This is a genomic window from Aeromonas sp. ASNIH4, assembly GCF_002934425.1.
Classification (GTDB): domain Bacteria; phylum Pseudomonadota; class Gammaproteobacteria; order Enterobacterales; family Aeromonadaceae; genus Aeromonas; species Aeromonas hydrophila.
On record NZ_CP026217.1, the window covers coordinates 2973489 to 2992014 of the forward strand.

The window sequence follows — 18526 nt, forward strand, 5'->3', positions numbered from 1 at the left end:
GGTAAACCAATTTGAGGCTAATTTATCTTCACTTAAAGATACTTCATAACGAGACAAGTTCATGCCCATGCTGATCGCCCTGCTGGCCCCTTTGCTCTGGGGCAGCACCTATGCCGTCGTCAGCCTCTCTCTGACCGACTACTCCCCCTACTGGGTGGCGGTGTGGCGGGCGTTGCCGGCCGGCCTGCTCCTGTTGCTGGTACGCCCACGCCTACCGCCCCTGCCCTGGGGCAAGCAGTGCCTGCTGGCGTTTTGCAACATCGCTGCGTTTTTTGCTCTGCTGTTCGTGGCCGCCTTCCGGCTGCCCGGGGCCGTGGCGGGCACCCTGGGTGCCACCCTGCCGCTGGTCCTGATGTTGCTGGCCTGGCTGCAGGATGGCGTCAGGCCGTCCCTGAAATGGCTGCTGCTGGGCCTGATGGGGCTGGGCGGGGTCTTGCTGCTGCTCAATCCTTCCGCCAATCTGGACCCTGTCGGCGTCACCTGCGCCCTGCTGGCCACCCTGCTCATCGGCCAGTCGAGCCGCTGGATGCAGCGCTGGCCGGTGAGCGATCTGCTGGCGCTGACCGCCTGGCAACTGCTGCTGGGCGGCCTGATGCTGATCCCGCTCGCCTGGTGGCTGGCCGGCCCCATGCCGCTGCCGCAGCCGGCAAGCGCTCCCGGCCTACTCTGGCTGATCCTGCTCAACACGGCGCTGGCCTACTGGGCCTGGCTGTGGGGGCTCAAGCGCCACGGCCCGGAGGTGATGGGCATGCTGGCCCTCACCAACCCCATGGTGGCGGTCTCCTGCGGCGTGCTGATGGTGGGGGAAACGCTGGATGCTCGCCAATGGCTCGGCATCGGGGTGATCCTGCTCTCCTTGTTCCTGATGAAGCTGCCTGCCCGCCCCTTCTTCAAGCGCTGGCAGGCCCGCCGGGCAAGCACCGGCCAGTGCGGCAGGCCGTGAGCACGACGGCTCCAACTCAAGCGCAATAAAAAAGAGGAGCCATCAAGGCTCCTCTTTCACATTCCGCGAGTGCTTGAGTCGAACTCAGACCCCGGCCTTGGCCAGGGCGGCGGAGACGATCTGCTGGGCTTCCTGCTGGATGAGGTCCAGGTGCGCCTCACCCTTGAAGCTCTCCATGTAGATCTTGTAGATGGACTCGGTACCGGAGGGGCGCGCCGCGAACCAGCCGTTCTCGGTCACCACCTTGAGGCCGCCGATGGCAGCATCGTTGCCCGGCGCCTTGGTCAGCTTGGCGACGATGGGCTCGCCGGCCAGAGTCGAGGCTTCCACCAGCGCCGGATCCAGCTTGGAGAGCACCGCCTTCTGGGCGCTGTTGGCCGGGGCGTCGATGCGACGATAGCTGGAGCGACCGAACTTGGCTTCCAGTGCATCGTAGTGGGTCTGCGGATCCTTGCCGGTCACCGCCAGAATTTCCGCTGCCAGCAGCGCCAGGATGAAGCCATCCTTGTCGGTGGTCCAGACTGTGCCGTCTTTGCGCAGGAAGGAGGCGCCCGCGCTCTCCTCGCCGCCAAAGCCGAACTCGCCGCTGTAGAGGCCATCCACGAACCACTTGAAGCCGACCGGCACCTCTTTGAGGGTGCGGCCAATCTCGCCGGCAACCCGGTCGATCATGGAAGAGGAGACCAGCGTCTTGCCGACCGCAGACTCTTTGGACCAGCCGGTACGATGGGTAAACAGATACTGGATCGCCACCGCCAGATAGTGGTTCGGGTTCATCAGGCCGAACTTGGTGACGATGCCGTGACGGTCGTAGTCGGGGTCGTTGCCAAGGGCGATGTCGAACTTGTCCTTGAGGGCAATCAGGCTGGCCATGGCGAACGGGCTGGAGCAGTCCATCCGGATCTTGCCGTCTTTATCCAGGGTCATGAAGGAGAAGGTCGGGTCGACCTTGTAGTTCACCACCTCGATGTTCAGACCATAGGTCTTGGCGATGACGTCCCAGTAGGCGACGCCGGAGCCGCCCAGCGGATCGACACCGATCTTGATGCCGGCCTGCTTGATGGCCTCCATGTCCAGCACGTTTTTCAGGTCATCCACATAGGGAGTGACATAGTCGTGCAGGGCCACGAACGGGCTCTTGAGGGCCTCGGCGAACGGCATCCGCTTCACGCCGGCAAGGTTCGCCTCAAGGATGGCGTTGGCACGGTCTTCCACCCACTTGGTAATCTCCCCTTCGGCGGGACCGCCGTGGGGCGGGTTGTATTTGAAGCCACCGTCTTCCGGCGGGTTGTGGGACGGGGTGATCACCACGCCATCGGCGCGCGCTGCAGGCTTGCCAGCATTGTGGCGCAGAATGGCGTGAGAGATGACCGGGGTCGGAGTGAAACCGAGGCCGGCCTGAATGCGGGTCTCGACGCCGTTGGCCGCCAGCACTTCCACCGCACTGGCAAAGGCGGATTCAGACAGGGCGTGGGTATCCATGCCGACAAACAGCGGGCCCGTGATGCCGGCCTGCTGGCGATACTCCACCAACGCCTGGGTCACCGCCAGGATGTGGGATTCGGTGAAGGCATTGTGCAGGGCGCTGCCGCGGTGACCAGAGGTGCCGAAGGCAACTCGCTGCTCGGGGCGGCTCATGTCGGGCTTGTTGAGGTAGTAGGCGCTGACCAGACGGGGGATGTTGGTCAGGTCGCTCAAACGGGCCGGCTGACCGGCGTGGGAATGCTGTGCCATGGCGTTGTCCTTGCTTGATGGCGGCCTTGCCCGGCAAGGCCTGAGTCTGATGAACCGTTAAATTGCGCCGCACACCCGGGCGATCACCTCGTCGCCATACCCCATGCTGGTCATCAGCTGGGCCACCATGTTCTGCTTGCGACTGGTGTTGGTGTTGGTGATCACCCAGAACGGGGTTTGTGGCACCGGCTTGGGCTTGGTGGTGCTGCCGCTGGCGCGCAGAGCATCGGGATCCCGCGAGAAATAGACGCGCTTGCGCCCCTTGATTTCGGTGGCCTGGGTAAACCCGACCGGGTCATCCCGGTAGAGGGTACTGAGCACCTGCATGAAGCGGTTGATGGACTTCTCTTCTTTTTGCAGCTCGCCAGAGTCGAGCAGCGCCTCCAGCCCCATGGCATCGGCCACGGCGTGCGGCTGGGCCGTCGTCACTGGCTCGGCCACCGGGGCAGCCTGGTTGGCGGGTTGTTCCAGCAGGCGGCGCAGGATATCGGAGGCACTCTCGCCGATGTGCCGGGTCTGGCTGGCGATATAGAAGTAGAGATCGTCATCAAGCTCGATGGTTTTCATAGGGATGCGCTGGACTCGTCGAAATTCGGATGCGGCGATTATACATAGGCAAACCCGGCAGCCCAAGCAAGGGGCGGACAGATGTGCATGAATCTCATCGAGAATACGGCATAATAGCGGGCCAAGTGTGTGATCCGTCGCACTGATAGCCGATCTGGCAAACTTTTTTTAGGAAAAAAACCACACTTTTTTGCTCCGCAATGAGTGAAATCCTTTTCTTTCCAGTGTGTTAAATCACAACGTGCAACGCACTCACGACCGACAAGGTGTCATTTTGCAACAAAACCCATTATTGAACTTCAAGGAGCAAGGCCAGGGCCAACCCGTCGTGCTGATCCACGGGCTGTTCGGCAGTCTGGACAACCTCGGCCTGCTGGCGCGCCCGCTGAGCGAACAATACCGGGTCATCAGCGTCGATCTGCGCAACCACGGCGCCTCCTTTCACTCCGACGAGATGAGCTACCCGGCCCAGGCCGCCGATCTGCTCGCCCTGCTGGATCGGCTCGGGCTTGAGCAGGTGGCCATCGTGGGTCACTCCATGGGGGGCAAGGTGGGCATGCAGCTGGCGAAGCTCGCGCCAACGCGCGTTGCCAAGCTGGTGGTGGCCGATATCGCGCCGGTCGCCTACCCCCACGCCCGCCACCAGAATGTGTTCGCCGGCCTCAACGCCACCCTCGAACAGGCTCCGCACAGCCGCAGCGAGGCGGAAGCCATCCTGGCGCAGCACATCGAGATCGCCGGCGTACGCCAGTTCCTGCTCAAGTCGTTTGCCAAAGCCGGGCACGGCTGGGGCTGGCGTTTCAACGTCCCGGCCCTTGAGCGCAACTACGCCAATATCATGGGCTGGCCCGATGCACGGAGCCGTTTCGAGGGCCCAGCGCTCTTCATCAAGGGGGGGGATTCCGACTACATGCAGCCTGAACATACCGAGACGGTGATGGCGCAATTCCCCGCCGCCAAGGCCCGGGTCATCGCCGGTACCGGTCACTGGCTGCACGCGGAAAAGCCGGTTTTGTTCAACAAACTGGTTGTGGATTTCCTGTCGACAGGCGGTTAACAGTTTCAAATCCTTTGTGATATAGTGCGCCCGTCATAAGGAGTGTGCGCAATCCATGCTAAGTGAACATATCGATCTCATCGAGAGTCTGGGCCTGAAGTTATTCTTTGTGGCCATTTTCGTATTGATTGGCCTGGCCATTCAGGACGTGCTCAAACGCGGCAACGTGCCCCGTTTCGGCCGACTCATCGTTTGGTTGGTACTCTTCCTGGGTTGTGCAGGTTTTGTCGCCAAGGGGCTGATCGAACTGGGCTGGGAAGGCTCAGGCATCGGCTAACTTATTTTCATCTGTGATGTATGGCCAAACAGCAAACTGATCGAACAACACTGGATCTGTTCGCAAATGAGAAGCGCCCCGGCAGGCCAAAGACCAACCCACTCCCCCGCGAGACCCAGCTCAAGATCAACAAGCGCAACCAGCTCAAGCGCGATCGGGAGAACGGTTTGAAGCGGGTAGAGTTAAAGGTGGAGGCCGAGTTGCTGGAACGCCTGAACCAACTTGCGTTACAACAGAACGTCAGCCGAGCCGAGCTGATCCAATCTATCCTGAAGCAACAGATTGAGTCTGCACATGCTGCAGGCATCACAATCTGACCGTTAAGCATTAACACCAGATACGGGTAACTAAACACTATGGCTAGTGTAGGTCTGTTTTTCGGCAGCGATACCGGTAATACCGAAGCTGTCGCCAAGATGATCCAGAAAGAACTGGGCAAACAACTGATTGAAGTCCGTGACATTGCCAAGAGCAGCAAGGCCGACATCGACAGCTTCGATCTGCTGATGTTCGGTATCCCGACTTGGTACTATGGCGAAGCCCAGGCCGACTGGGACGACTTCTTCCCCGAGCTGGAAGAGATCGACTTCACCAACAAGCTGGTCGCCATTTTCGGTTGCGGCGATCAGGAAGACTACGCCGAGTACTTCCTCGACGCCATGGGCACCCTGCGTGACATCGTCGAAGCCAAAGGCGCCATCGTCATCGGCAACTGGCCAACCGCCGGCTACGAATTCGAAGCCTCCAAGGCACTGGTGGACGACAAGCACTTCGTGGGTCTGGGCATCGACGAAGATCGCCAGCCTGAGCTGACCGCCGAGCGCGTCAAGGGCTGGTGCAAGCAGCTGCACGAAGAGATGTGCCTGGCCGAGCTGGAGTGATCCGAGCTTGCCAGCCTCTCTGACAACAAGGGCCCCGCGGGGCCCTTGTTGTTTCTGACTCAGCCTCTTTCGCCACTTCGGTGCTCCGGTTTGGCCCGCACATAGAGGGTGCGCTTGACCTGAGCTACCAGCTCGCCGCTTTGATCCTGCACCGTCACTTCGAACTCGGGGAAGTGCTTGTCTCCCCCGTCGGTCGCCGCCACGATGGCGGCCAGCTTGCCGTCGGTCAGGTTGAATTCGGCCACCAACTTGCCCTTGCCCGGCTTGATGTAGTTGATGCTGCCCGCCTTGTCCCAGACGTAATAGCGGTTCTTGAAATAGCCCATCAGCATCAGCGGATAGATGGGATCGGTCATCGCAAACATGCTGCCGCCAAACTGGGTGCGGTTGGCGTTCTTGTTCCACCAGCGGGACTTGAGGGTGACCCGGCAGAAGCGAAAATCATCGCTCAATGTCTCTATCTTGATGCCGGCGCCCCAGAAGGGGGGCCAGGCGTTGAGGGCGCGGCGCACCCAGGCCGCATTGTCAAAAAGCCAATCCATGGATCTCATCCGACCAGACAGTGAAGAAGGTTACATTTTATCAACATTCACCAAACGAGCAAGCCGTCACGAGAATCCGTCCAATTCCACCGGATGGCGCCATCTGCGCTAAAGCCCTTGAATTACTGGGTTTATTTTTAGGTGAGCTACGACCTATAATGACAGGCCAAGCGAGTTCGTGGTTGCCATTCCAGCGGCAGTCAATCAGAATAACCACACCTTCGAGAATGCGAATAAATAGAATATGGCAGACAACAACCAAGCGTTAAAAAAGGCCGGGCTCAAGATCACCTTGCCCCGTGTCAAAATCCTGGAAATCCTGCAACAGCCGGACTGCCAGCACACCAGTGCGGAAGATCTGTACAAACGACTGATCGACCAGGGTGAAGAGATTGGTCTCGCTACCGTATATCGCGTTCTCAACCAGTTTGATGATGCCGGTATTGTTACCCGTCACCACTTCGAAGGGGGCAAGTCGGTGTTCGAACTGGCCACCCAGGAACACCACGACCACCTGGTCTGCCTCGACTGCGGCAAGGTGATCGAGTTTTCTGACGAGGTGATCGAACAGCGCCAGCGCGATATCGCCCAGCAGCACAACATCCGGCTGACCAATCACAGCCTCTATCTGTACGGCCACTGCGCCGCCGGCGAGTGCAAGCACGAAGATTGACCCGCCCGACAGAGACAATAAAAAAGCCAGCATCACGCTGGCTTTTTTGTGTCCGTCATTTAGAACCCGGTTACGGTCTTGCTACACAGGCTCCCAGATCAAGAAAGGGCAGGGTCTCCCCTGCCCTCTTCTGTTATCAGGCCTCGGCCTTGCCCCACACATCGCGCAGGGCCACGGTGCGGTTGAACACCAGATGCTCCGGGCTGGAGAGCTTGTTGTCGGCGCAGAAGTAACCTTCACGCTCGAACTGGTAAGCCTGCTCCGGCTTGGCGTTCTTCAGGGAGGCCTCGACACGGGCACCCTCGATGATCACCAGGGAGTCCGGATTCAGGGCCGCTTCGAAGTCCTCTTCGGCGCCCGGGTTCGGCACCTTGAACAGGCGGTCGTAGAGGCGCACTTCGGCCGGCAGGGAGTGAGTGGCGCTGACCCAGTGGATCACCCCTTTCACCTTGCGACCATCGGCCGGATCCTTGCCCAGGGTCTCGGGATCGTAAGAGCAGTAGATGCAGGTGACCTTGCCATCGGCATCTTTCTCGACCCGCTCAGCCTTGATGACGTAGGCATTGCGCAGGCGCACTTCCTTGCCCAGCACCAGTCGCTTGAACTGCTTGTTGGCTTCTTCTTTGAAATCCGCTTCATCGATGAAGATCTCGCGGGTGAAGGGAAGCGTACGGGTGCCCATCTCGGCGTTGTTCGGGTGGGCCGGGGCGGTCAGCACTTCGTCGGCCGCCAGGTTTTCGATGACCACCTTGACCGGGTGCAGCACGGCCATGGCACGCGGGGCGTTCTCGTTGAGATCTTCGCGGATGCAGGCTTCCAGCATGCTCATCTCGACGATGTTGTCCTGCTTGGTCACGCCGATGCGCTTGCAGAACTCGCGGATGGAGGCCGGGGTATAGCCACGACGACGCAGACCGGAGACGGTCAGCATGCGCGGATCGTCCCAACCGTCCACGTGCTTCTCGGTCACCAGCAGGTTCAGCTTGCGCTTGGACATGACGGTGTATTCGAGGTTCAGTCGGGAGAACTCGTACTGACGGGGGTGGCAGTCGATGGTGATGTTGTCCAGCACCCAGTCGTACAGGCGACGGTTGTCCTGGAACTCCAACGTACAGATGGAGTGGGTGATCCCTTCCAGGGCGTCCGAGATGCAGTGAGTGAAGTCATACATCGGGTAGATGCACCACTTGTCACCGGTCTGGTGGTGGTGGGCAAACTTGATGCGATAGATGACGGGATCGCGCATCACCATGAAGGGAGATGCCATGTCGATCTTGGCGCGCAGGCAGGCGGCGCCTTCGGCAAACTCGCCGTTCTTCATCTTCTCGAACAGGGCCAGGTTCTCGGCCACCGAACGATCGCGGAACGGGCTGTTCTTGCCCGGCGCGGTCAGGGTGCCACGGTATTCGCGCATCTGCTCGGCAGAGAGCTCGTCCACGTAGGCCAGGCCCTTCTCGATGAGCTCGATGGCATAGCCGTGCAGCTTGTCGAAATAGTCGGAGGAGTAGCAGATCTCGCCGTTCCACTGGAAGCCGAGCCACTGCACGTCCTGCTTGATGGACTCAACGTACTCGATATCTTCCTTCACCGGGTTGGTGTCGTCGAAGCGCAGGTTGCACTGGCCCTGGTAGTCGCGGGCGATGCCGAAGTTCAGGCAGATGGACTTGGCGTGACCGATATGGAGATAACCGTTCGGCTCGGGCGGAAAACGGGTATGCACGCTGCTGTGCTTACCGCTGGCCAGATCTTCATCAATGATCTGACGAATAAAGTTAGTTGGGCTGTTCGCCTGACTCATGGCTCACCTCAAAAATGCGTCACTGGCGGAAGTTGTGCCGGCTGGCACCCTCATACCCCCGCCGTCAAGCCGGATATGATCCCTCATTACGCGCCCTGTCTCAACCTGAATTTGCCCGTTTCGGGGTACTGGCGCCGCAAAACGCCCTGCACTGGTGGCCGGTTTGACTGACTGGCGAAAAAAAAGACCCCGCACGAGGCGGGGTTCAAGGTGATGAAAAACAAAAACAGACAATACACACACAACAAAGGCTCACACGCACAGTCAACCTTTCCCAAGCCCGATGGCCATCGTCCTTGGGAAAGGCGGGTCTTGCGACCCACCTTGCGTTATGGATTGAGGGCTATCAGTTCAGCTCGGTGACACGGCTGGTGCGCTTGCCATCGAAGCTGGTGGTACGCAGGTAGACCTTGCCATCCACGGTCGGCTTGGCGGCAGCGTCGTAGGCGCTCCAGCTCTTGCCATCCAGGCTGTACTGGATGGGCAGACCCGGCAGATCAACGTTCGCTTCCAGCACGCCGTTCACCACCTTGGCGCCCGGTACGGAGAGGCGGTATTCCACCCCGGCCTGGTCCAGTTTCGGCAGCACGCGCTGACCCAGCACGTTGGCGAACTGGTTCCACTCCTTGTTCAGGGTGGCCTTGTTGACGAACTTGGTGGTACCGGAGAACTCGCGATTCTTCACGTAGTCCAGCTCGAAGCCGCCCTTGTGCCAGGCACGCTCGGCCATGGAGAAGATACGCGGGTAGACCATGTACTCGTATTGCGCGTCGGTACGCACGGTTTCACTCCACTGCTGACCGGAGATCCCCTTGAACTTGACCGGGTCCTGGTCACCCTTGGCCACGAAGGCGTTGCCGTCGCGGTCAACCGAGGTCTCGGCGTTCTGCGGCAGGTTTTCCGGGGCGAAGGCGAACACCTTGCGGGTGTCGTTGAAGCGGGTGGCCCAGTAGTAGCCGCGCTCGGCCGGGTGTACCTCGTTCGGGAAGTCGAAGTAGAGGTAATCCGGGTTGGAGAGCACCACGTCATAACCCTTGTGCGACCACTTCATCGCTTCGTTGAAGCCACCCCAGTAGAGGGTTTCCCAGAAGTTGACCCGGGTCTTGTCAGTGGCGAACACGCTGGCATCCGTGGCGTACTTCAGACCATCTTCCCACGCCTGCAGGGTGGAGAAGCCGTGGCCCTTGACCATTTCGCTCACTTCCTTGGCGAAGTAGACCGGCAGCTCGGCCACGTCCTTGATCTTGCCGTCGTCGATCATCTTCTGGCACATCGGCGACTTGCCGAACGGCTTGTCCTGCTTGCTGGAGTCGACGTTGCCCTTCCAGGCGACCAGCTCTTCTTTCTTGGTGACGGCCGGATCCTGGTAACCACCGCCCTGCATGATGTTCTTCGCCTCATCACCACCGTAGTGCCAGGCGGTCAGCGGCTGGCCGGCGGCCTGATGCATCTGGGCCACTTCGTCCATCACCTTGGCCACGAAGGTAGCGGCGCCCGGCTGGCAGGGGTTGATGAAGGACATCTTGTCGTAGAACTGCACTGAAGTGACGTTGGAGGTATCAGCCGGGTCAGTCAGACGGAACTGGTTGGCTTCGGTCTCTTTACCTTCCGCCATCAGGCGCTTGTAACGCGCTTCCATGGAAACCACGGCGGCACGGGCGTGGGCCGGCATGTTGATCTCGGGGATCACGGTCACGCCGCGGGCCTTGGCATAGCGTACCAGGTCGATGTAGTCGGCCTTGCTGTAGAAACCGGAACCCTGGTTGTCGCTGGTCGGGCCGGAGCCCAGCTGCGGCATCAGGCACTTGGTTTCAGACTCGTCGTGGCAACGCTGGCTACCGACGTCGGTCAGCTCCGGCAGACCCGGGATCTCCAGACGCCAGCCTTCATCGTTGGTCAGCCCCAAGTGCAGCACGTTGAGCTTCATGGCGGACATCTGGTCAACCAGCTTCTTCAGGGTCTCAGGGCTTCTGAAGTGACGGGCCACGTCGGTCTGCATGCCACGGTATTCAAAGCGCGGCGCATCCTCGACATGCATCTGGCTAACCAGCTTGTCGTTGACCCCCAAGAGGGAGATCAGGGACTGGGCCCCCCAGAAGGCGCCTTCGATGTCATGACCCTGCACCACTGTGCCTTTCTGGCCGATGGTCATGTCGTAGCCTTCGGCCTGCTTGAGCTTGCTGCCGAGCTTGATGGTCACTGGGTAGCCGGTGTCGGAGAGGGTAACACCCAGCTTGGTCAGTTGAGCCTTCAGGGCTTCGGCGCGATCGCTCGGCAGGTCCAGGGCATTGAGCTTGATGGTGGAGAAGTCGACCTGCGGGCCGGCCTTGACCACCTGCTTCATCGGGGTCGGCAGGATCTGGTTGTCGACCTTGCCAGCCGGCAGCAAGGTGCTGGTCTGGTTGGCGGCGAAACGGGTTTCGCTGTTCATCAGGATGTTGTTGTCATCCTTGGTGCGCTTCCAGCCATCGGCCGGCATCGGCTTCTCGTAGGTGGTGGCATCGTCGATGTTACTCATGCTGGTCAGCACTTTCGGCTCGGCCCCTTCGCTGGCGACATACCAGTTCGGCATGATGTCAGATTCGAACAATACCCAGTACTCCACCACCAGCGGCACTTCGACCGTGGCATCCTTGGCAAAGCCCTGGAACTTCTCGGTCGGCGTCAAACGATAAAGGTCGCCGGTCAGGTGGGTGATGGTGAACTGGTCGTTGTCCACCCGCTGGATGCGGCGGATGGAGGAGACATAGATGCTCCAGTCTTTGGAGGTAACGTCAGCACCGGTATTGGTCAGGTGCAGCTTGGCAACGCCGCAGCTCGCCCACTCGGAGCCCAGCGCCTGGCAGTCGAGGCCGGCGCCGGCACCGTCGTTGGTGACGACTTCGTACTTGACGACGAGGTTGCTGGCGAGGGCGTCGACCACGGCTTGCTTGGCGGCATCGGCTGCCTGGACCTGGCTGACGAAAACGGTAGACATGGCAATGGCTAACAGAGAATGTTTCAAGTTCATAACTGCTGCTCTCATTTGAAGTAAAGGTTGGATTTTCTTGGCTTTTTTTATATGGGGCCCCGAGGCGGGGCCCTTAGTTATGTCAACAATGGACTTAGACTTGAGGCGAGCTTGGCGCCCGATTAACGCAGGGCCTTCATCTCACCGGCGATGATTTCGGCCAATGGGCCCAGAATCACCTGCAGGTTCTGCTCACCGAGCTTGACCACACCGGCCGCGCCCAGGGCTTTGAGCTTGCGCTCGTCAACGATGCTGCGGTCTTTCAGGGTCAAACGCAGACGGGTGATGCAGGCATCGATGGTCACCAGGTTCTCCTGACCGCCCAGTACTTCCAGATACTGACGCGCCAGTTCGGTGCGGTCTGTGGTCTGAGCCTGTGCCGGTACCGCTTCGTCATCTTCACGACCCGGGGTTTTCAGGTTGAACTTGACGATGACGGCGCGGAACACCACGTAGTAGAGACCGAAGAACACCAGGCCTTGCACCAGCAGCATGTACCAGTGGGTCGCCAGCGGGTTGCGGCTGGAGAGCACCATATCCACCAGACCGGCACTGAAACCGAAGCCGGCAATCCACTGCATGGAGGCAGCGATGAACACGGACAGACCGGTCAGCAGGGCGTGGATGACGTACAGCACAGGTGCCACGAACATGAAGGAGAACTCGAGCGGCTCGGTCACCCCGGTGAAGAAGGCGGCAAAGGCGGCTGCGATCATGATGGACGCAACTTTCTCTTTGTTCTCTTTCTTGGCGGAGTGGTAGATGGCCAGCGCGGCACCCGGCAGACCGAACATCATGATCGGGAAGAAGCCAGCCTGATACATGCCGGTCACACCCACGATGCCCTTGCCGGCATCGATGGAGGACTGGCCGCCCAGGAAGTTCGGGATGTCGTTGATACCGGCCACGTCGAACCAGAACACGGAGTTCAGGGCGTGGTGCAGACCGACAGGGATCAGCAGGCGGTTGAAGAAGGCGTAGATACCGGCGCCAGTGGAGCCCAGGCTGACGATGGATTCACCAAAGCTCACCAGACCACCGTAAATGACCGGCCAAACGGCCATCAGGATGAAGGAGACGACGATCATCACCACGGAGGTTACGATCGGCACCAGACGGCGGCCGGAGAAGAAGGCCAGCGCCTTGTGCAGTTCCACGCTGCTGAAGCGGTTGTAGAGCTCAGCGGCGATGACACCACACAGGATACCGACGAACTGGTTGCTGATCTTGGCAAAGGCAGCCGGAACTTGATCGGCCGGGATACCCTTGATCTGGGCAACGGCGCCCGGGCTCAGCAGAGTGGTCACCACCAGGAAACCGACCAGACCGGCCAGCGCGGCAGAACCGTCTTTGTCTTTGGACATACCATAGGCAACACCGACAGCGAACAGCACGGGCATGCTGTCGATGATGGCTGCGCCGGCCTTGATCAGGAACGCGGCGACAGGACTGCCACCACCCCAACCATTCGGGTCAATCCAGTAGCCAATCCCCATCAGGATCGCGGCGGCAGGCAATACCGCTACCGGCACCATCAGGGCACGGCCGATCTTTTGCAAATAACCGAGAATGTTCACGGTTCCTCTCCTTAGTTAATGTTTTTCTAGAAATTAAGTGCTTATCACGTTTGACGCATAAGCCATCAAGGCTTGATTGGCAGTCTAGGGCTTTTATTTCGCTGCGCAAATTAATAAACCTATAATCGTGATCATTATCACCCAAACGAGATAAAGGTGGCGGATAGATGTGGCTTAGTTCGCAATCTTTATTTACGCTATAAAACAACTTGAATCCGTCCCAGTCTATTTGCCGCCGACATCCCGGCAGCAACCCGTACAGAGGTATCTACAATGCGCCTGATCCCGTTGAAATCTGCCAGCCAAGTGGGCCTGTGGTCTGCCCGTTACATCGTTGACCGTATCAATGGGTTCAAACCCACTCCCGAGCGCCCCTTCGTACTGGGCCTGCCCACTGGCGGCACCCCGCTCAACACTTACAAGCGCCTGATTGAACTGCATAAAGCCGGTGAAGTGAGCTTCCAGAACGTGGTTACCTTCAACATGGACGAGTACGTCGGCCTGCCGGAAGATCACCCGGAGAGCTACCACAGCTTCATGCACAACAACTTCTTCAGCCACATCGACATTCGCCCCGAGAACATCAACATCCTCAACGGCAACGCGCCGGATCTGGTGGCCGAGTGCAAGCGCTACGAAGACAAAATCAAGTCCTACGGCAAGATCCACCTGTTCATGGGCGGGGTCGGCAATGACGGCCACATCGCGTTCAACGAACCGGCCTCATCCCTCTCCTCCCGCACCCGGGTCAAGACCCTGACCGAAGACACCCGCATCGCCAACTCCCGCTTCTTTGGCGGCGACATGGAGCAGGTGCCCAAGCTGGCGCTGACCGTGGGTGTCGGCACCCTGATGGATGCGGAAGAGATCATGATCCTGGTCACCGGCCACGGCAAGGCCCAGGCCCTGCAGGCCGCGGTGGAAGGCAGCGTCAATCACATGTGGACCATCTCCACCCTGCAGCTGCATCCGAAGGGAATGATGGTGTGTGACGAGCCCTCCACCATGGAGCTCAAGGTCAAGACGGTGCGTTACTTCCAGCAGCTCGAAGCCGCCAACATCGGCCGTCTGTAAGGAGTCACCATGTACGCATTGACCAACTGCACCCTCTACACCGGCAGCTGCGTGCTGACCGGTTACGGGGTGGTCATCGAGGGCGACAAGATTGTCGCCATCTCCCGCCTGGCCGAACTGCCGGCAGGCATCGAACGCATTGATCTCAAGGGTGCCAACCTGAGCGCCGGTTTCATTGACGTCCAGCTCAACGGCTGTGGCGGCGTCATGTTCAACGGCCACATCACCACCCAGACCCTGGCGACCATGCAGGCCGCCAACCTGAAATCCGGTACCACCAGCTTCCTGCCGACCCTGATCACCAGTCCGGACGCAGACATGAAGCAGGCCGTCGCCGTCACCCGCGACTACATGGCTGCGCACCCCAACGAAGTACTGGGCGTCCATCTGGAAGGGCCCTACACCAACCTCAAGCGCAAGGGGATCCACCCGGCCGAGCAGATCCGCCAGCCCGCCGACGAGATGATCGACTTCTTCTGCGCCAACGCGGATGCCATCGCCAAGATCACCCTGGCGCCGGAGCGCAACAAGCCGGAGCACATCCGCCGGCTGGTGGAGGCTGGCATTCTGGTCTCCGCAGGCCATACCGCCGCCAACTATGACCAGGCCATGGCCGGGTTCGACAACGGCATGCGCTTTGCCACCCACCTCTACAACGCCATGACCCCGACCGTGAACGGCCGCGAGCCGGGCGTGGTCGGTGCCATCTACGATCGCAAGGATGTCTACGCCGGCGTCATCGTCGACGGTCATCACGTGCACTGGGCCAACGTGCGCCTCGCGCACAAGATGCTGGGAGAGCGACTGGTGCTGGTCACCGACGCGACCGCACCGGCAGGGGCACCGGAAGGCTTTGAGAAGTTTGATTTTTGTGGCGCAACCGTCTATTTCCGCGATGGTCAGTGCGTCGACGAGAATGGTACACTCGGCGGCTCTGCCCTCACCATGATTGAGGGGGTGGAGAATCTGGTCAAACAGGTCGGATTACCGCTCGATGAAGCACTGAGAATGGCCACCCTTTACCCTGCTCGCGCCATTGGATGGGACTCACGTCTCGGTAGTATCCAGGTCGGAAAAATAGCCAACCTGACTGTCTTTGATCAGGCCTTCACGGTCTGCGGGACCGTGGTTAACGGACACTACACAACACAGTGACACTATGACTGGCGGACAAATAGCAAACGTAGATCTTATCAAGCAGGTCAACAGTGCAGCCGTGTATCGGCTCATCGATCTGCAGGGGCCCATCTCGCGGGTCAAAATTGCCGAGTTGAGTCAGCTGGCCCCGGCCAGCGTGACCAAGATAACCCGGCAACTGATCGAGCATGGCCTGATCAAGGAGACCTCGCCGCAAGCCTCCACCGGCGGACGGCGCGCCATCTCCCTGACCACCATCAAGCATCGCTTCCAGTTTGTGTCCGCCAAGCTCGGCCGCGGCTACCTGCAGCTCGCCCTGTATGACCTCGACGGCAAGGAGCTCGATCAGCACATCACCCAGGTGACCGAGATCGAGCAACAGCCGGTGGTCAACATGCTGCTGCGGGAGATCGGTGCCTTCATCGACTCCCAGCAGGATCGCAGCCGCAACCTCATCAGCATCGCGCTGACCATGCCGGGTCTGGTCAATCCGGAATCGGGCATGGTCATCTACACCCCCAAGTACCAGATCCGCAATCTGGCGCTGGCCAAACTGCTGGAAAACCACTTCAACCTGCCTTGCTATGTGGGTAACGACACCCGCTCGCTGGCACTGGCCGAACACTTCTTCGGCGAGTCCCGCGACTGCATGGACTCCATCCTGGTGAGCGTCCATCAGGGGGCGGGTTCTGGCATCATCACCAAGGGCAAGGTGTTCCTCGGCCAGAACCGCAACGTCGGCGAAATCGGCCACATCCAGGTCGAACCGCTCGGCAAGCGCTGCCACTGCGGCAACTTCGGCTGCCTGGAGACCATCGCCTCCAACGAGGCCATCGTCGACAAGGTGAAGGAGCTCATCAGCCGCGGCCACCTGAGCTCGCTGCAGGAGAAGCACATCACCATCCAGGAGGTGTGCAAGGCGGCCATGGCCGGTGACGAGCTGGCCCGCAGCGTGATCGAGAACGTGGGTGAGCATCTGGGACGAGCGGTGGCCATCACGGTCAACCTGTTCAACCCGCAGAAGGTGCTGATCGCGGGCGAAATCACCGCCGCCGAAGAGATCCTGTTCCCGGCCATCCGCCGCTGCGTGGAGCACCAGTCGCTGCCAAGCTTCCATCGCGGCCTGCCCATCGTGAAGGCACGCTTCCAGAATCAACCCACCGTCGGCGGTTTCGCGCTGGTGAAGCGGGCCCTGCTGGAAGGAGACCTGCTGCAGATCATCATGGAGCAGAAGTAAGGTCCCGGCCTTGCGAAACAACAACGGCAGCCAGTGGCTGCCGTTTTTATTGATAGATTCTTCGAGCGTAGGTTCGATTAGCCGCGTAGCGGCGTAATCGGACGCGGTGACTCACCCCGCCCGGCACGGTTTGAACAGATCCAGCGCTCCGTCATACACCTGGGTCTTCACATCCATGATGCCGAGCATGGTGCGGGGCAACAGATTGTCGCGCCGCTTCACCTTTACCCATTCACCCAGCCCGACAAGGCTTGAACAGATCCAGCGCACCGTCATACACCTGGGTCTGCACATCCATGATGCCGAGCATGGAGTGGAACAAGTTGTCGTGGGAGAAGCGCTTGCTGGCCGCCTCCTGCTGCAGACAGGTCATATCCAGCTGGCGATCGGCCTGCAACTGGGGTGAGAACCAGGTCATCAGCGGCACCCGGGTCTGATCGTCCGGGGCGAACTTGTAGGGCGTGCCGTGCAGGTAGAGCCCCATGGCGCCCAAAGATTCGCCGTGATCCGACAGATAGACCAGCCCCACGTTGTAATCCTTCTCCAGCGTCTTGAGCTTGTCGATGAGACGGGCCACTACCTTGTCGGTGTAACGGATGGTGTTGTCATAGGTGTTGACCAGCTCTTCATTGGTGCAGTTTTCGATGTCGCTGCGCGGGCAGTCCGGCACGAAGGTCCGCTCACTGGCGGGATAGCGGCGATAGTAGGTCGGACCGTGGCTGCCCATCAGGTGGAAGGCCACCAGCTTGTTGCCCTTCATCTGCGCGATCTGCCGATCCAGCCCCTCCAGCATCACCTCGTCGTAGCAGGAACCCTTCTGGCAGTACTGGGGAAAATCCTTGGCCTCGATCTCGATGGTAGGCACGTTCTTGCACACCCCCTTGCAGCCGCCATCGTTCTCCTTCCACAGTACGGAGACGCCGGCGTGCTGCAGCACATCCAGCATGCCGTCGCGGGACTGGGCCAGGGTATCGTCATAGCCACGCCGCGTCAGGTTGGAGAACATGCAGGGCACCGAGACCGCGGTGGCGGTGCCGCAGGAGCGCACGTTGCGAAACGAGACCATGCCCGATTCCCGCGCGGTGAAGCTGTTGGTGGCCTTGCCGTAACCGTTGAGGGAGTAGTTCTGGCTGCGCGCCGTCTCCCCCACCACCAGAAACATCAGGGTCGGCTTGCCACCCTGCCCCACCACCCTGGCATCCGTCCCCAACGGCTGATACGGGATCGGAGTGGCAAACAGGATGTCGGTGGCGTAGCGATAGAGGCCGTGCACATAGTTGGCCGGCACTATCTCCTTGCCAAGGGACTTGTTGTTGCGCCCGACCGAGGCGTAATCCTGGTAATAGAGCGCCGCCACTCCCACCAGAAACAGCAGGGACAGGGCGATGGAGCCAAGCCGCAGGCCCAGCCCCTTATACCAGGGACGGGGATACTCTATCTTCACCCATAGCAGAACCAGCGCAGGCAGCAGGCCGGTCAGCACGAACCAGAGCAGGATGGAGGCATTGAAGTAAGAGGTCGCCTCCCCCGTGTTGGTTTCGACGATGTTCTGCACCATGCTCACGTCGAAGATGACGCCGTACTTGAGCATGGCGTAGCTGACCACGGATCCCATCAGGATCAGCAGCACGAAGAAGGGCTTGAGCAGATAACGGAAGGTAAAGGGCAGGAACACCGCGTTGAGCGCGGCCAGCAGCACGAAGGGGATCGAGAGGGCGAAGCCCGTCTTGACGTGTTCCAGCTTGGTGAGAATGGTGTAAAAGTGCAGGAAAATGGGCCAGTTGAATACCAGTGCAAACAACAGCACCAGCAACAGATTCACCTTCATCACACCCAGGGTGATGCGCATAACGATACTCCGACAAACCAGGCAGGACAGGGGCCACACAGGGCACCTCTTGTTGCAGTCTCGCTTGCCGATCCCTCCTCCCGAGGTGATGGCGGCAAGGGGCAGCGAGGCCCGGACACGGCAGGCAGCTTAAAAAGCCAAACTTAAGGGAAAATTAAGGCGGGCAATGT

The 18526-nt window shown here is 60.0% G+C and carries 16 protein-coding genes; 9 read left to right on the forward strand and 7 right to left on the reverse strand.

Features of this window, described 5'->3' with window-relative positions; translation table 11 throughout:
• Window positions 1–61: 61 nt before the first annotated feature.
• The gene (locus C2U40_RS13640; RefSeq protein WP_103827958.1) at window positions 62–943 is read left to right on the forward strand and encodes a DMT family transporter; all 882 of its coding nucleotides are present in this window, start codon (window positions 62–64) and stop codon (window positions 941–943) included.
• 84 nt (window positions 944–1027) lie between these two features.
• Here C2U40_RS13640 and pgm read toward each other — a convergent pair whose 3' ends face one another.
• Window positions 1028–2677 (reverse strand): phosphoglucomutase (alpha-D-glucose-1,6-bisphosphate-dependent), encoded by a 1650-nt coding sequence (gene pgm / locus C2U40_RS13645; RefSeq protein WP_103827959.1) that lies wholly within the window; start codon window positions 2675–2677, stop codon window positions 1028–1030.
• Between the two features lie 57 nt (window positions 2678–2734).
• Window positions 2735–3244: a replication initiation negative regulator SeqA gene (seqA, locus tag C2U40_RS13650; RefSeq protein ID WP_077095586.1), complete on the reverse strand. Its 510-nt coding sequence runs from the start codon at window positions 3242–3244 to the stop codon at window positions 2735–2737.
• Between the two features lie 292 nt (window positions 3245–3536).
• Here seqA and C2U40_RS13655 point away from each other — a divergent pair, with 292 nt between their 5' ends.
• Genes C2U40_RS13655 through fldA form a run of 4 tightly spaced genes read left to right on the forward strand, consistent with a single transcriptional unit; the run spans window position 3537 to window position 5459 of the window.
• Window positions 3537–4301 (forward strand): alpha/beta fold hydrolase, encoded by a 765-nt coding sequence (locus C2U40_RS13655; RefSeq protein WP_103827960.1) that lies wholly within the window; start codon window positions 3537–3539, stop codon window positions 4299–4301.
• 55 nt (window positions 4302–4356) lie between these two features.
• Entirely contained in the window at window positions 4357–4578 is a 222-nt protein-coding gene (locus C2U40_RS13660) for a DUF2788 domain-containing protein (protein ID WP_011705431.1), read from the forward strand.
• A 20-nt stretch (window positions 4579–4598) separates the two neighbouring features.
• Window positions 4599–4895: a LexA regulated protein gene (ybfE, locus tag C2U40_RS13665; RefSeq protein ID WP_011705430.1), complete on the forward strand. Its 297-nt coding sequence runs from the start codon at window positions 4599–4601 to the stop codon at window positions 4893–4895.
• A 39-nt stretch (window positions 4896–4934) separates the two neighbouring features.
• Complete coding sequence (fldA, locus tag C2U40_RS13670) at window positions 4935–5459, forward strand: flavodoxin FldA (RefSeq protein WP_011705429.1); 525 nt, start codon at window positions 4935–4937, stop codon at window positions 5457–5459.
• Window positions 5460–5518: 59 nt separating this feature from the next.
• Here fldA and C2U40_RS13675 read toward each other — a convergent pair whose 3' ends face one another.
• Window positions 5519–6001, reverse strand: coding sequence for a DUF4442 domain-containing protein (locus C2U40_RS13675; protein WP_024943809.1), 483 nt, complete (start codon window positions 5999–6001; stop codon window positions 5519–5521).
• 244 nt (window positions 6002–6245) lie between these two features.
• On the opposite strand from C2U40_RS13675, the gene fur reads away from it, so the two are divergent.
• Window positions 6246–6674, forward strand: coding sequence for a ferric iron uptake transcriptional regulator (gene fur / locus C2U40_RS13680; protein ID WP_011705427.1), 429 nt, complete (start codon window positions 6246–6248; stop codon window positions 6672–6674).
• A gap of 136 nt (window positions 6675–6810) precedes the next feature.
• Here fur and glnS read toward each other — a convergent pair whose 3' ends face one another.
• From glnS to nagE, 3 genes are all read right to left on the reverse strand, one after another.
• Complete coding sequence (glnS, locus tag C2U40_RS13685) at window positions 6811–8472, reverse strand: glutamine--tRNA ligase (protein ID WP_043164833.1); 1662 nt, start codon at window positions 8470–8472, stop codon at window positions 6811–6813.
• A gap of 346 nt (window positions 8473–8818) precedes the next feature.
• Window positions 8819–11482 (reverse strand): beta-N-acetylhexosaminidase, encoded by a 2664-nt coding sequence (locus C2U40_RS13690; RefSeq protein ID WP_103827961.1) that lies wholly within the window; start codon window positions 11480–11482, stop codon window positions 8819–8821.
• Window positions 11483–11604: 122 nt separating this feature from the next.
• The gene (gene nagE / locus C2U40_RS13695) at window positions 11605–13059 is read right to left on the reverse strand and encodes an N-acetylglucosamine-specific PTS transporter subunit IIBC (RefSeq protein ID WP_011705424.1); all 1455 of its coding nucleotides are present in this window, start codon (window positions 13057–13059) and stop codon (window positions 11605–11607) included.
• Window positions 13060–13332: 273 nt separating this feature from the next.
• Here nagE and nagB point away from each other — a divergent pair, with 273 nt between their 5' ends.
• The 3 genes from nagB to nagC are packed head-to-tail and all read left to right on the forward strand — an operon-like array spanning window position 13333 to window position 16507.
• The gene (gene nagB, locus C2U40_RS13700) at window positions 13333–14133 is read left to right on the forward strand and encodes a glucosamine-6-phosphate deaminase (protein WP_103827962.1); all 801 of its coding nucleotides are present in this window, start codon (window positions 13333–13335) and stop codon (window positions 14131–14133) included.
• Window positions 14134–14142: 9 nt separating this feature from the next.
• A complete protein-coding gene (gene nagA, locus C2U40_RS13705; protein WP_103827963.1) occupies window positions 14143–15288 on the forward strand; it encodes an N-acetylglucosamine-6-phosphate deacetylase in 1146 nt (381 codons plus the stop codon).
• 4 nt (window positions 15289–15292) lie between these two features.
• Complete coding sequence (gene nagC, locus C2U40_RS13710) at window positions 15293–16507, forward strand: DNA-binding transcriptional regulator NagC (protein ID WP_181014816.1); 1215 nt, start codon at window positions 15293–15295, stop codon at window positions 16505–16507.
• Window positions 16508–16739: 232 nt separating this feature from the next.
• Here nagC and C2U40_RS13715 read toward each other — a convergent pair whose 3' ends face one another.
• A complete protein-coding gene (locus tag C2U40_RS13715; RefSeq protein ID WP_103827965.1) occupies window positions 16740–18356 on the reverse strand; it encodes a phosphoethanolamine transferase in 1617 nt (538 codons plus the stop codon).
• Window positions 18357–18526: the final 170 nt, after the last annotated feature.